General features: G+C 58.0%; 14 protein-coding genes and 1 pseudogene. 4 read left to right on the top strand and 11 right to left on the bottom strand.

What is annotated here, in order from left to right; translation table 11 throughout:
* The first annotated feature begins 937 nt into the window (after positions 1-937).
* Complete coding sequence (locus tag QCE79_RS34195; RefSeq protein ID WP_309852120.1) at positions 938-2,074, top strand: integrase domain-containing protein; 1,137 nt, start codon at positions 938-940, stop codon at positions 2,072-2,074.
* Positions 2,075-2,217: 143 nt separating this feature from the next.
* On the opposite strand, the gene QCE79_RS34190 is transcribed toward QCE79_RS34195, so the two are convergent.
* The 11 genes and pseudogenes from QCE79_RS34190 to QCE79_RS34140 all read right to left on the bottom strand — a co-directional run bounded on the left by QCE79_RS34190 (position 2,218) and on the right by QCE79_RS34140 (position 8,151).
* Positions 2,218-2,358 (bottom strand): hypothetical protein, encoded by a 141-nt coding sequence (locus tag QCE79_RS34190; RefSeq protein WP_309852117.1) that lies wholly within the window; start codon positions 2,356-2,358, stop codon positions 2,218-2,220.
* A gap of 73 nt (positions 2,359-2,431) precedes the next feature.
* On the bottom strand, positions 2,432-3,097 hold the full coding sequence (locus QCE79_RS34185) for a Lar family restriction alleviation protein (RefSeq protein ID WP_309852114.1): 666 nt from the start codon (positions 3,095-3,097) through the stop codon (positions 2,432-2,434).
* A gap of 203 nt (positions 3,098-3,300) precedes the next feature.
* Positions 3,301-3,483 carry a hypothetical protein gene (locus QCE79_RS34180; RefSeq protein ID WP_309852111.1) on the bottom strand — a complete coding sequence of 61 codons (183 nt, stop codon included), beginning with the start codon at positions 3,481-3,483 and terminating at the stop codon, positions 3,301-3,303.
* A 46-nt stretch (positions 3,484-3,529) separates the two neighbouring features.
* Positions 3,530-3,925, bottom strand: coding sequence for a hypothetical protein (locus QCE79_RS34175; RefSeq protein ID WP_309852108.1), 396 nt, complete (start codon positions 3,923-3,925; stop codon positions 3,530-3,532).
* Positions 3,926-3,979: 54 nt separating this feature from the next.
* Positions 3,980-4,297 (bottom strand): hypothetical protein, encoded by a 318-nt coding sequence (locus tag QCE79_RS34170; RefSeq protein ID WP_309852105.1) that lies wholly within the window; start codon positions 4,295-4,297, stop codon positions 3,980-3,982.
* A pseudogene (locus QCE79_RS34165) lies at positions 4,294-5,376 on the bottom strand (phage Gp37/Gp68 family protein). The gene QCE79_RS34170 and the pseudogene QCE79_RS34165 overlap by 4 nt, the downstream one beginning before the upstream one ends.
* Before the next feature lie 36 nt (positions 5,377-5,412).
* Positions 5,413-5,562, bottom strand: a complete 150-nt coding sequence (locus tag QCE79_RS34160) for a hypothetical protein (RefSeq protein ID WP_309852102.1) — start codon at positions 5,560-5,562, stop codon at positions 5,413-5,415.
* A gap of 14 nt (positions 5,563-5,576) precedes the next feature.
* Positions 5,577-6,047 (bottom strand): hypothetical protein, encoded by a 471-nt coding sequence (locus QCE79_RS34155; RefSeq protein WP_309852100.1) that lies wholly within the window; start codon positions 6,045-6,047, stop codon positions 5,577-5,579.
* Positions 6,048-6,102: 55 nt separating this feature from the next.
* On the bottom strand, positions 6,103-7,317 hold the full coding sequence (locus QCE79_RS34150; RefSeq protein WP_309852097.1) for a DUF1173 family protein: 1,215 nt from the start codon (positions 7,315-7,317) through the stop codon (positions 6,103-6,105).
* The gene (locus QCE79_RS34145; protein ID WP_309852095.1) at positions 7,298-7,627 is read right to left on the bottom strand and encodes a hypothetical protein; all 330 of its coding nucleotides are present in this window, start codon (positions 7,625-7,627) and stop codon (positions 7,298-7,300) included. The genes QCE79_RS34150 and QCE79_RS34145 overlap by 20 nt, the downstream gene beginning before the upstream one ends.
* A gap of 80 nt (positions 7,628-7,707) precedes the next feature.
* Positions 7,708-8,151: a hypothetical protein gene (locus QCE79_RS34140; protein ID WP_309852093.1), complete on the bottom strand. Its 444-nt coding sequence runs from the start codon at positions 8,149-8,151 to the stop codon at positions 7,708-7,710.
* Positions 8,152-8,653: 502 nt separating this feature from the next.
* Between QCE79_RS34140 and QCE79_RS34135 the strand changes: the two genes are divergently transcribed.
* The 3 genes from QCE79_RS34135 (at position 8,654) to QCE79_RS34125 (ending at position 12,872) form a co-directional block, all read left to right on the top strand.
* Positions 8,654-9,337: a hypothetical protein gene (locus QCE79_RS34135; protein WP_309852090.1), complete on the top strand. Its 684-nt coding sequence runs from the start codon at positions 8,654-8,656 to the stop codon at positions 9,335-9,337.
* Positions 9,338-9,510: 173 nt separating this feature from the next.
* A complete protein-coding gene (locus QCE79_RS34130; RefSeq protein WP_309852088.1) occupies positions 9,511-12,630 on the top strand; it encodes an SNF2-related protein in 3,120 nt (1,039 codons plus the stop codon).
* Complete coding sequence (locus QCE79_RS34125) at positions 12,627-12,872, top strand: hypothetical protein (RefSeq protein WP_309852085.1); 246 nt, start codon at positions 12,627-12,629, stop codon at positions 12,870-12,872. Before QCE79_RS34130 ends, QCE79_RS34125 begins: the two co-directional genes overlap by 4 nt.
* The last annotated feature ends 47 nt before the right edge of the window (positions 12,873-12,919 follow it).

Below are 12,919 nucleotides of genomic sequence, written 5' to 3'. Positions count from 1 at the left end.
GCAGGGCCCGGCGGGGTTACGCGACGCGCAGCGCGATCGAGACCAGGAGATAGGCTCCCTGCGGCTCTCAAGCGGCGCGAACGAACCGGGATCGAGTGAGCTCGCCCGGACCCGAATCAACGCGAGCACGAGGTCTTGATGGAGCCTTCAAACGGGTTCGTCCTCAGACGGCCCATGAGTGGAGATGTGATTGTCGGCTCGTACCACGTCATGTTGGGGCCTGTCTTCTGGGAGTGCTTTAGAGATCCAAACCAAATCGCATATTACGGATTGACCTTTGACGTGGACCGGGCACATCGCTTTGAGAGCGACTCAATGGATAAGGACGCGTTGCTGTCTCAGATCCTTGAGAGCTATGCCGATCTTGACCCGGGAAGTGACTTCGAGCAGGTCGGTAAGCGAACGGGCGTGTCGCGGACGGAGTTCGTAGAGTGGATTGCAAACACGGTTTGGCTTGAAGTTCGCGTTTGTACGGTTCCCGTATTTTTGTGTCGCCTTCAAGGCCGTATTGACCGATCGTCTGAGTGCACGCGAGACCTTTCTTGCGCACATCGGTTTAGCCCATCGACGGCCCTGTTTGGCAAAGATCTGGATGCCATCCGACTTCACGGGCGGCTCGTACCGGCGACTGCTGCGCGCGAAGTGGCACGAATGGCACGGCAAAAGCGAATGGTCCGATGGGAGGACCGTGACCTCGCGGCGCATGCAGCGTGGTCGGAGTGGAAGCTATCACTTCGCTTTGGTCTCGCCGACGTGAAAGCACGACGCTTAGCGCTCGAGCACGCGGGCATGGCGGGATGGGAGATCGCTTCGTCAAGGTGTGGGCGGTATGAACGCCACTTTTCAAGTTCGGCTGAACTAGCGCAGGCGTTTGAGCTGGGCCGCGCGTTCCATCGCGCGGTGAGTCTTAAGTTGACCAGTTCTTAAGGAGCAACGAATGGCAGTGACGGTGAATGTACGCACGCTTCTGAGCGAATACAAACTTCCGAGCGATTTCAAGGGCGAACTCAGCGTACTGTTCCAGGATAACGCGGATCGGGTACACAGTCGCACGCGGGTCACTTCGAAACCGCTATCTGTGAAGACGCAGGGATATCGATTGCAGAAGCTGTGCCGGTCTTTCGTGGAACTTCGCGAGAATGGCTTTGCACTGCAATCGCCGTGGTCCGTTAAGGAAAAACACATTCGCTTTCTTGTGAATTTGTGGATCGGAAAGAAGCAAAGCGCCGGCACGATTGAGAACAAACTCACCTACCTCCGTGCGTTCGCGGGTTGGGTCAGCAAGCCCAATCTTGTTGGTACGTTGGCTGATTACGTCGATCGCAAAGAACACGGCCTTATTCGCACGTATGCAGCGCTCGAGGATAAGTCTTGGGAGGGCAATAGAGTTGATGCAGTGGCCAAAATCAACGAGATTGCCGGGACGGATTCAGTCGTAGCAATGCAATTAAAGCTCCAGGCAGCTTTTGGACTACGCGTCGAAGAGAGTTTTTTGCTGAGACCCAAGGAATCGATTCGCCGCGACGGTTTGTTAAGCGTCACCCGCGGGACAAAAGGCGGCAGGGATCGCGTTGTCCCGATGCAGTTGCAAATGGCGGTATTGGAAGATGCGATGCAGTTCTGCAACACGCTCACCGGGTCGACGATTCCGGACGGTTATACCAAGACGCAGTGGAAGAACCGCTATTACGAGGTGCTCAAGCAACACGGCGTGACGAAAGCAGGGCTGGGCGTCACGAGCCACGGTCTACGTCATCAGTACCTCCAGCAGATGTATGAGATGCTCACCGGCGTACCCGCCCCGGTCAAGGGTACGGGAGAGAAAGCTGACATCAAGCGACACAGGGAAGCGATGAAACAAGTTGTTGAGGCAGCGGGGCATAGTCGTCCCGATAAGGCCAACGCCTATGTGGCCAGCTTTAACATTGCGGCAAAGCAGAGGTCTGCGGCAATCAGCCTAGAACAGGCGCTCGCCGCGGTCGCGTCAACTGAGGGTGATAAGTCCGCTGCGGCGAAAGCCTTGGGTATTTCTCGGCAGGCGCTTTACCGCATCCTGGGCCAAAAATACGGTTGAGGTGTGACAATTCTCGCGTGTGTGCCGTTTTGTTACAGGCAAGCAAATTCAATAATAGCTTGATAAATCAGTGACATGGCCTGTGGGAATGGTCGACCTAGGCGTTATCAAGATAATTCCTAGGCGTATCTTGGTGACCGAGACTAATTTAGAAGCCAGCCCAACTGTTGATTAGTCAGCGCATGGTAGGTCAGGATGATGGCGAGCGCGAACACAGTTGCGAGCTGCGGGACGAGCTTCGTGCGAAGACGATAGGCCGTGCGGATGTATTCGATAGGGGACATTCTTGTTTCTCCGGATGTCGTTGGGACGGTAGGCAATACAGTCCGAGTATCGCAGACCCGGGTGAAGGTCAAGTCACCACCGATTGCGATCCGGAAGGTCATCCACGGCGAGGTTGATGCTGTTCTCGAAATTTCCCTCGTCTCCACCGGTCGCCGGTATGCGTGGGAACTGGATCGACGCGATGCCATCAATGTAGATGCGCTTGGCAAGTTGTTGGAGCTTTCGATACCTCGCCGCGTCGTTGAGTACAGTGTCCACCGCCCAGTAATCGCTCATCGTGATTTGGCTATCGACGATCTTCTTGGCGAGCATTGCGAAGATTGGACCACGTTTCTCCCAGTCGTCTTCTGTTCTGGCGAGCAAGTCAATCAGAAACGGCGCATCCAGAGCGCTGATCTCCTTTCTAATCAGTTTCAGAAGGTCACCCTCTTTTGCGACTGGGCGCCTCATGCGGGCGTTCCATATCGTGCCGGCTTTTTCGAAAGCAGCATGCCGGTCGTTCCCCATCGGAATCCAAGGCGTCTGCATACCGCAGTCTTCGCAGAAGATGCAGCACACTTTTTCTTGCGGAATCGCAAATAATGACCGTGCCTCGAGGTCATTCATCTGAGGCGCGACACTGTCCTCGGCACTCAGGTAATCCCGCGCGGGGGCAGATGGGCACTTCAGCAGCCGGTGGGAGTAGCCAAAAGCCCATTTTCCGCCGCAATGGTCGCAGGGAAACAGTTCGTCAGTCATGGCGTGGTCCTGGGCGTTGCCGGCGGGCGGCGAGATGAATTATGTAGGCGAGATGCATTATAGCGAGCACCGCACCCGCGCAATCCTCGCCAAAACCCGACGACTGGAAACGAGCAGCTATGTGGGGATGCAATCCGGAGCGATCGCGTCGTCGTCATTGTGCTGGCCGGTCAGACGACAGTAAGGCGGGGACGTCTTTAAGCTCACAGGCGGTCCACAAGGCTTTTCAGCGCGGCGACCTGCTTTTCAAGTTCATCGGCCGAGCGGCGATGAAGCTCGCATTGATCTTCATCCAACGCCATGCCGTTCGGCATACGCTTGCTCTCGGCGATATCGCGTAACGCGTTGATCGCGGCTTTCAGGGCTAGAGCGAGATCGACTTTCATTGGCATGCGCTCCGCAGGGAGGATCTACGGTTGGTGTGCGTGCGAACTACGCTGCTACACGATTTGCTGCGATCCCATTGTAGTCTTCGTGGCTGACGAGGCGCAGGGGCAACAATGTAGGCGCGTCGAAAAGGAGTCGATACGATCGGCCGACGGGCACGGAGAGAAGCTTACCCGCGGACGATTTGATGAACTTGCCGTCGAGAGAAAATGGATGAACGCCGCTGCTGACCTTCGCGAGCAGCTCGCGTGCTTCGCGCTGCACTGCTGAGAGATGCCGAACGATGGACAAGTCAATGGGGTCGGCCGCAATCGAGTTGCGTTTGGCTGCGCGTTTTTCTTCACAAGCGCGCAGCTGCTCGCCTTTTCGCTTTTCGGCCGCGGCGCACGCGTGGCAATGCTTTCCCTTCCCGGTGTGGCCGCATTCAAACGTCTGTTTCATGGTGCTGCTCCGTAGATTTCCGATGAGCCTATTGCACCATTGATCACTGCTCGGTCAAGTCTCGGTTGGCGACTGTTTCGAGGCTCTTTCTGAAGGGGCAAGTGCGTCGAGCTCTTCAGATAGTTTCAGCACGCGTGCGTCAGCAAGTGCCAACCGAGCGTTCAGCCGATCGATTTGAGCAAGGGCGAGCCCGTACTGCTTGGAGAGCATCGCCAATGCCCAAAATGGGCTGAGCATCGCGCCGCAGAGGGAGCAGACGACGCTGCCGACTGGATGGACCTTGATCTGTCGATGGGTGCATTCATCTTGCGAGCGTTCTTCCCGTTCGGCGACGCTCACAGGCCTGCGAGTAAACTTCAGAACGTTGCTCATGCGATGACGTGCTGGGGGAAGCCGTCGTGCAATCGCCCGTCGAGCAACCTTCCGGATGATTTCTTACCTAGCGCAATACTGACTGCCGCAGAAGGCGCACTGTTTTGCGCGGTGGCAGCCCACTCGTGATAACCGATGCCAGCGACACCGTTTCGATCGGCAAGCGTGGTTTCTTCGCCGTCGGGTAGACGTGCCATCCGCTTGCCGCCTTCGGCCGAGATCGCGATTGATGTCGGATACCACTCGCCCCATTGTTTGAAGAGGAAGGGTACGCCGGCGGCCGCGCACTCATCGCGAAGGGATCGAGCCCAAGCCTCGTGCATCGGCCGGGCACCATGCCCGCCTTCTCCGCCGACGATGACCCAATCGAGAGAATCATGGCGGCCCGGATCATGGATCGGATCGCTAACGTGGCCGCCACACGTAGCACAGTAGCCATCACTCGTTTCGACGCTGACCGAAAAGCCAGTTTTTCAATGGGGATAGCCGGGTTTCAGCCACTCACTAATCTTCACCGCGCCAAGAAGCGGCTCCATGCTCAGAAACTTCACGCGTGCGGCCGTGGCGAGCAGTTTTGGGACATCGCGGTCGGCTTCGCGCTGATCGACGATCGTTGCGCCCAACCAGACATTGTCCGGTAGTCGAGGTGACGGTAGGCACATGCGATCTGAGCGACGCTCCGCTACCTCCTGAATCATCGGCAGTACGTTGCCGATGCGTTTTGTCAGAAGCAACCAGTCGAGATCTTGCGTAGCGTCGATGAGATCAAACAGGTCTACGCGCCATTGGGGGTCGACCTCGTTATCGAACACATCTGCGAGGGACGCGCAGAAAACGCGTTGGCGTCTTCCGTGCTTGGCAAAGAACGCATCGGCCTGCGCGTTCCACTGCAGCGGCTTGCGCCAATTAGCTGGCGACGTTCTTACCCGCGCCTGACCCGCACCCCACTGAACTCGATGAAGCCGAGTGTCCATCATGGACTCAGCGTAGCAGTGGTCGCAACCGGGCGACACCTTTGTGCATCCGGACCATGGATTAAAGGTGCTGTCGGTCCATTCAATGGACGTCGTATCGCTCATTGCGTTCCCAAGTAGCTTGTGAGAAGGTGATTTTGCTCAGACGTCATCGGCGAAGTAGGCGCGCTCAACATGCGTGTCACAGAACAGCATGCCACCGTTGATCAGGCTCACTGCGACCTGCTCCCGCCTCATCGATAGACGCCAGCTACGTGCGTTTATCCGGCGCACAAGCGCGAGCGCGGTCATTCGGAAAATTCGAGTCAGACAAGAGTCTGATCGGCTGGAAAAAGCACGCGCGAGATAGTTCCGTCGCGCCGATAGTGTTGTTCAATAACTTCGAGGTATGAGCGAAATGACGGGGTGTCGAGAAGACCAGCGTCGAGCGTCCGATGCGCGATCTGGAAATCCGTTGGCACCGACGCGTGGCGCTCGAGCGCTGTCGCCGCGTCACGATTCGGCAGCCACCACCTGTTCCAACGAAGGGTGAACGCAAGCCAGCCGCGCGCGGATTCGTCAATCTCCTGCCACGTCGCTTCGAAATCGAGGATTGCGCCGAGGGTGCTGAAGAAGGCCATACGCACGTGGGTGTCGTCGGCGGCCGCGACCACGATCTGCTTGCGTCGCTCATCGACCGGGTCAATGGAACTTGCCATGGTGAGGGCAGGGTAGCTGACTTGCCAATCGGCATCGCGCGCAGTAGCGCGTTTCAAGAAAAACGAGTTCGAGCCCATATAGTTCCTCAGCAGTTGTTGACGTGCCTCAAACGTATCCCGGCAAGCTCAAGTGTCAAGTCATGGCGGCGGGGAGTCGCACAGCGGCGAGTTCGGCTGGCGGTATCCATTCGATGCAAGGCGTCGCCGCGCGAGCGTACAGAGCTTGCTTTTCCTTCTTCCGCGCGAAGTACTGTGGGTTTCCCACCATGCCGTAGACCTCGATCGCAGTCGTAATCGCGGTATCCGTCAATTGGAAGTCCGGTAGCATGGCCTCGCCAGACTCGAGCCTCAAAGGTTTCGTGAAACGGCGCCGTTCGGCGACGAGCCGGTTGGACATTGCGACCTCGTAGCTCGAATCACATGGCAAAAAGCTGCTGCTGCACAGTTGCAGTGCCATTTCGACGATACGGAGGTTTCCCTCTTTCGTTCGCTCGATTACGCCCAGCGCCACGACACGAGCGGTGGCGTCACCAACCATCGCCCAGGCAGATCGGAACGACGCGGCGGCCGTCTCGATGACCGCCTTGGAGGCGAAAAACGTACGCTTTGTCTGGCGAAGCTTGACGACATATCCGTACTTCGACGCGTCCACACCGCGCAGTTCGGCAATCACCAAGCCGCGCTGCGACGCTTCTGACGTGGTAGTGATTCGATTGAGAAAAGTCTCGAATTCGGCGGTGATGGTTTCGGCTTCGTTCTCATCGTAACGGCGCATGACGTGGAGAACGTCCTGAATCGGCTTGCCGTTTAGTTTGCCCTCGCCGAGCGCCGCCAGAATCTGAGCGTTGCATTGGCCCCAACTGCGTGCGGGTGCGCCTGACCAAACGTTCAGCCCAGCCTCAAGCCACAACCGCTGCAGGAATCCAAGCAAGGGCGCCGCGCGGCGTGTTGGACCCGTGCCTGAAGCGTTGCCAGTGGTTCGTGTCGAGCGTTCCACCGTTCGCACTGAAAGAGATGCGTCGAGCTTGACGTTCAGGCCCATAGGCGTTTGGCGGATCGCCTCTAACGCATCGGACTTCGCGCTGCCTTTCGGCGATGCTGCGGCATAAAAGTTACATGAATGCGCGTCGTGGATTGGCCCCTCATCAGGCCATCTGGCGAGATGGAAAAGCGCGCCGTAACGTCGGACGACCAAACGTAGAGGCGTGCCGCCGGCGACCAGCTTACATCGGCACACTGCATATCCCGGAGACTTCTTCGCGCGTTCGAGCTGACGAACGTATCTTGCGGGATTGTCTTGAACTTCCTCCAGCGTAACGGTGATGCCGTCAAAGGAGACTTGGGACATGTCTTGCCGCTTCGCTCAATGTGAGCTGTATTTGATCCGTTGGGACCTTGTGGATGTGCGCCCGGGTGCCAAGCAGATTGGCTACCTGGCGCACGCTCAGGCAGAACTGCTCGGCGTGGTCACCCGTCGGAAATCGCAGGCCGATCGTTGATACGGCGCCCGGGGCGGCGTAGTCGCGTGAGAACACGGAACCGGTTCCGACCAACGCGTCAATCCAGCTATCGGGAAATCCTGGAGAAGGCTCCGAGTTGGCACGCACGCCAGCGGGATCCTTGGTGAAGTTTTCGAAGCTAACTACGATCAGGTTCATTGTCCTATTCGCAAGACGAGGAGATGCGGTCATTGGCGGCCTGAAGCGACAGCCTGTGTCTCAACGCGGTATGCAGGCTGTCATGCGGCCGCCGCGGATGCGCTTGCGCGGCGGCGGCGCGAGGCGACCACCTCATGAAACGCGATCGCACCGACGATCGCGGCGATCGCGTTAAAACCACAGGCCGCGAGTAGGACGGTCAATCGCTTGTCGTTGGTAGTGAGTTCGACGGTGCGCGCTTGCTGTACAAAATCAAGCTCGCGACGCTGCGCGGAGAGAGCCTGCGCGAGTGCGCTCTCATCGTTGAAGCCGTATGTCGAAAGTAACGGTTGATGCTGACTGGTAGGAAAGTGCTCTATCGCGTCGGACAGTCCCTGAAGTCGCGCCGTGATTTCGGTATCCGCCATAACCAATACGGCAGACCGTTCGATTGTGAACTGCCGAGCGACGAGGCCAATCGCGCCAATTGAGCAGATGGCTGATGCACTAAGGGTGGCGACGGTGACGATGTGACTCAATTTCATGACGTCTGTTATGGGCCTCACGCACGCGCGTGCACAGACTGATTCTCGTCGTAGCAAGACAGTGTAGGACGCACAAAAGCGACCAAAATGCTTACGTCTTTCGATGGGGAAGGCGGCGTTGAACCAACGATTTCTGAAGGGCCGCTGTAATGTGAAGGGCAGAAAGCGACAGGTTTTCCGCGCTCTTTCCACCAAACCAGAATTATCATGATAATTCCTAGCCGACTGGGAAGCCGTAGTCGTCGATGGAACAGGGGTTCAAGAGCCTAGCCGCAAGAAATCAAGGACGAGATACGGGCAGCGTCGCTAGAAGGACCCTTAATATCTCGCCTTTCGCGTAAACGTTTCCGGCTTTACGCGGATATTGTTCCGTTATCACCCGCGCAACGTGCGCATCGATCCTTGGCGAACGAAATTCGCCACGTCACACATTTCCTATCAACCCGCAGGGGCATGTCCCCACAGCGGGCGTGCGCCTGCTCATCCGTAACGGAGCATTCGCATGTTTACCCACTTGATCCAGCAGTTCAAAGACGCTCAAACGGTAGCCGCCGCAGCTTACGGTGCCGTCGCTCAGGCCGAGCGAGATGCTTTCACAGACGGAAGAACCGAGTATTCCGCCATGGACGCCCGTAGCGAATACAAGGTCGAGCGGGAGCTTGAGAAATTTTGCAGTCGGCTGGTATCGCGCTTGGTAATGGAGGCTAGCCGCAAGTTCGCGCCGGCCGGCGGGAGAATCGAGATCGACTCGGCTCACGAGACCGATCGATTCGGACTTGATGTCGGCGGCGCTTTGCGAAAGGGGCATCTTCCGGACCTGGACGGCTTCTGGAAGCATCTTGAACAGACGTTCGGCGGTGAAGCCGGTGAGCAGGTCGCCTTTGAGCAAGCAGCGAAGGCGCTCATCGATGGCTTCTGGTTGAAGCCAGATACCGAGATCAAGCGCACCAGCAGCGCAATGATTCTGGAAAAGCGCGTTTCTTCGGAAGCCTCGTTCCGTTCAAAGGGCGAGCGTGAGGTTCACTACCACTCACAGTCATCTGTCTATGCAACCTTTCAGGGCCTGGCGACCTCTACGGACAAGCATGGCTTCGGCGCGCTCGCAAATAGCCTGCGCAACTTCAGCATCAATCATTTGACATTTTCCACTCGCGAGAATTTACTTTCACCGGACTGGAGATTGTGATGTTCAACGACAAATGGCAGTTCAAGTTCGCGCACCACGTGGGCGATGCACTGTCGATCTTCATCAGCGAGTTCGGCGCTAAGTATCTCGCCTCGCGCGATCGGTATTGATCGTCAACTCCTTCATCTTTTCGACCCGCTTCGGCGGGTTTTTTCTTTTCTAGAGGCATTTTCATGCAGAGAGATCTGTTCTCGTTTGAACCAGACTGGTACGAGCCGTTGCGTGCGATTCGAAGTCTCGGCTCGCAAGCGCCTTCAATCGCGCATCAGGGCGAACTGGCCGCAGCGCGCCGGCAGCACCTGGGGCAGTTCTTCACGCCGGATGCGATTGCCGCATTCACGTGGAGCTTCGTCAGCGGCTGGACGGTCGATCGGCGCATCCGCATTTTGGATAATTCGGTCGGCTCTGGACGACTCCTACAGTACGCAGACCCGGAACGCCATGCCGTGTACGGCGTCGATGTCCACGCCGATGTCATCCAGCAGTGCCAGAAGGTATTCGAAGAGGCGGGGTTTCATTGCGAATTCCGGCAGGCGGGCATGGAGGACATCCACCCAACGCGCTTCGATATCGCGCTGATTAATCCGCCGTTCTCGATCCACCTCGAATCGCCACATCTTCAATCGTTCGAATGCACGACGTGGGGCCGGTATGGCGCGCACACCAGCGCGCTCAGCCAGGACTATGCGGTGCATCAGGCGCTCGAGGGGGCAAACATTGTCATCGCGCTCCTTCCGATTACGGCCGCCGAGTCGATGGTCGCAGGGGAGCAAGGTGAAAGATTGAAACGCCGTGCAGCGGGCTTGTTCGAACTTCCTGCCAACGCGTTCCAACTGGAAGGCGCCAACGTGCGCACCGCAGTGGTGGTCTTCGATCGCTACCGGGATCGTCCATCGGATTTTGTCCGTGCGATCGTTGAAGACCTCTCGAAGCCTGGCCCGGATCTCAGGCTGCACTTCGAAGATCGCTCGTTCGGGGACGCGCGCTTGCGACTGCAGAAGCTGGACGACAGCGTTGCTTTCATCACGCGCGCAGTGACAGGCGACAAGTCGGTGAAGGTGTCGCATGATGGGCGGCGCATTCGCTTGGGCTTCGCCTGCGGGTTCAACGAAGCGATGGTCCTCAATGCGGTTTTCGTGAAGCGTATCTATTCGCGCGACGGGCATCGGCTCCCGCGGGGATTCCGTTACTCGGGTCAAGGCCTGCTCGATTTGGAAACGTATCTCGTGCAGGATGATCCGGTTGCGGCCTTCGAACAGTTGCTGAATCGAATCCGCAATGTAGGCGGCGAGCCTCAATTTGCTCACGGTTTTATGGAGCACTTTCGTAGACGCATGGGCAGAAGCGCGCGGCAGGCGGTTCCGCTGCGCCATGTTGCATGGACCACCGGTGCCGGTTCTCGTGAGAACGTCGCCGGCGCGGCGAAGGAAACCCACAAGGTGGATGTCACACGCTGGGCAAGTCCGCTCATCAAGTCGGGCGACACCGTTCAATTCGAGCGCGTGGCGGACGGCAGATACCAGTATTCACTGCATGGCGTCTCCTATCATCTATCCGTCGACGAGCTCAACACGCGATTCGCAGTCGATAACGTGAGCGAGGGATGGGAGGTGGTGCACGAAGGGTTGTGCACGCGCTTTCCGGATCAGGCGCTGGCGTTGCGCTCGCGCGCGAAGTCGCTTGGCGTTGATCGGTGGCTCAATTGGGAGTTTCAGGTTGACGATCTGGTCGAGACGCTACTGAAGCCAACTGGCTGTGTGGTCGCGTGGGAGCAGGGATGCGGGAAGTCTCGCCTCGCCCTTGCGTTGATCCTTGTCTCGGGTGTCAAGCATGGTCTCATCGTTGTGGAATCTCGGTTGATCGACGAGATGCTCAAAGAGATCGCACAGTTGCCAATCGAGGCGGACCACGTGAAGGTGATCGAGTCGGACACGGATCTGAATGATCTACGTCAGTTCAATCTCATTTCGTACGAGCGGTTGCGCATGCCCGTCGACAAAGCTAAATCCGCGCGCGTGACATATGCGCATCGGCTTCGTCGTCGCATCGGCCTGCTGGTGGCCGATGAGGGTGAGCGTCTTGCCAATCCGACGAGTGACCAGAGCCGTGCGCTCTGGCAACTTTCGGCGCGGCGGCGCTACGTTTTGACAGGCTCGCCGATCCCGAATTATCCGCGTGACGCATTCGGTCTCATTGCGTTCTCGCGTGGTGACGGCACGGCAGCGCAACCGTACGGGTACCGCGTCGGATACCTCGAGCAGAACTGGATCAACTCGGTTGAGTACGCGATGCGCGGCGTCGACCGATTCAGGGATGACTTCGTGGTGCTGGAGTGGGTGACATGGCAGTTCGCGGAGAGCCTGCAGGATGGGGCCAAGCGCGAAGTGCCGAAGATCGGCAACCTTCATCGGTACCGGGCGATGCTCGCGTCGCACATCAAGCGCAGGCTGGTTGCAGAGCCGGAAGTGTCGCGATACATCCAGATCGAGCCGCCTGAATTCGAGGTGGAAACGGTTGAATGGGATCGCGAGCACCTGGCGACATATCTGCGTGCCGCCGACGACTTTGCAGATTGGTATCGCAATTCGCGTGACGACAAGAAAGCGTGCAACCTCGTGACGATCCTGGCTCGCATCCGTGCAGTGCATTTCGCCGCTAACTATCCGCAGTTCGGGATGGAAGGTGTCGATCGCATTGGCGGGCTGACGAGCAAGCAGCGCGCGGTGGTCGAACGCATGCAGGCGATCGCAGCGGAGGGCAAGCAAGCGATCGTGTTTGCCGAGAATCCCGGTGTGCTCGATCTTCTTGCGCGTGAGCTTGATTCACACGGCGTGCAGACGGTGCCATTTCACGGTGAGATCCCGATCAAGCGGCGCGTGGCCGATAAGGACAAGCGTTTCTTGACGGGACTGGCAACCGGGCTGATGGCCACTAAGGCGTCGGGGCGCGCGGGCTACAACCTGCCGAACGCCGACTACATTCTCTTCTATGACCGGTCGTGGACGTGGCGCATCGAGTATCAAGCGATGCGGCGCGCGCTGCGCTGGAACCGGAAGGGGGTCTTAAAGGTCGTGTATTTTCATCTGCCAGGAAGCATCGATATCTATCAGGATCAGATGGTCGCGCACAAACGTGATGCGACGCAGGCGGGCCTGGACTGGGCGACACCGGAGCTTGAGGATGAGACGTTCTTGCATATGGACTCGTTGCTGGATCGCTTCGTCGATGACCTTGCATTGCTCGCCGACAGCACGGCGGGCGACATGCGCAAACAACTGAAGGAGGCTGCGTGAAAGACGCAAATGTATTTGTACTGGTAGGCGACGGCGTCGTGACGGTCAAGCGCGAAGGCTCGAACCGGGCCGTCATGGCGAAGATTCTTGGCAAAGTGCAGGTCGAAGGCGTAGAGGTGCTGTGCCTGGACCGGCTTGTGCACGAAAGCCACGAACAGCAATTCGGCGAGTGGACGTTTGCGGGAGCGGTTACGACGCTTCTATCACGCTCGATCGCTACGCCGATCACGGCAATCGCATGAAGCGGGCGGCATCTTCGGATGCCGCTTTATCCGCTCATCTCCTACAC

The organism is Caballeronia sp. LZ003, from assembly GCF_031451465.1.
GTDB lineage: Bacteria > Pseudomonadota > Gammaproteobacteria > Burkholderiales > Burkholderiaceae > Caballeronia.
This window is presented reverse-complemented; position numbering and strand designations above follow the sequence as displayed.

Bases quoted from the DNA above. Each gene is read 5' to 3' on its own strand.
- QCE79_RS34195 (WP_309852120.1), top strand. From the start codon at position 938: ATGGCAGTGACGGTGAATGTACGCACGCTTCTGAGCGAATACAAACTT.
- QCE79_RS34190 (WP_309852117.1), bottom strand. From the start codon at position 2,358: ATGTCCCCTATCGAATACATCCGCACGGCCTATCGTCTTCGCACGAAG.
- QCE79_RS34185 (WP_309852114.1), bottom strand. From the start codon at position 3,097: ATGACTGACGAACTGTTTCCCTGCGACCATTGCGGCGGAAAATGGGCT.
- QCE79_RS34180 (WP_309852111.1), bottom strand. From the start codon at position 3,483: ATGAAAGTCGATCTCGCTCTAGCCCTGAAAGCCGCGATCAACGCGTTA.
- QCE79_RS34175 (WP_309852108.1), bottom strand. From the start codon at position 3,925: ATGAAACAGACGTTTGAATGCGGCCACACCGGGAAGGGAAAGCATTGC.
- QCE79_RS34170 (WP_309852105.1), bottom strand. From the start codon at position 4,297: ATGAGCAACGTTCTGAAGTTTACTCGCAGGCCTGTGAGCGTCGCCGAA.
- QCE79_RS34160 (WP_309852102.1), bottom strand. From the start codon at position 5,562: ATGACCGCGCTCGCGCTTGTGCGCCGGATAAACGCACGTAGCTGGCGT.
- QCE79_RS34155 (WP_309852100.1), bottom strand. From the start codon at position 6,047: ATGGGCTCGAACTCGTTTTTCTTGAAACGCGCTACTGCGCGCGATGCC.
- QCE79_RS34150 (WP_309852097.1), bottom strand. From the start codon at position 7,317: ATGTCCCAAGTCTCCTTTGACGGCATCACCGTTACGCTGGAGGAAGTT.
- QCE79_RS34145 (WP_309852095.1), bottom strand. From the start codon at position 7,627: ATGAACCTGATCGTAGTTAGCTTCGAAAACTTCACCAAGGATCCCGCT.
- QCE79_RS34140 (WP_309852093.1), bottom strand. From the start codon at position 8,151: ATGAAATTGAGTCACATCGTCACCGTCGCCACCCTTAGTGCATCAGCC.
- QCE79_RS34135 (WP_309852090.1), top strand. From the start codon at position 8,654: ATGTTTACCCACTTGATCCAGCAGTTCAAAGACGCTCAAACGGTAGCC.
- QCE79_RS34130 (WP_309852088.1), top strand. From the start codon at position 9,511: ATGCAGAGAGATCTGTTCTCGTTTGAACCAGACTGGTACGAGCCGTTG.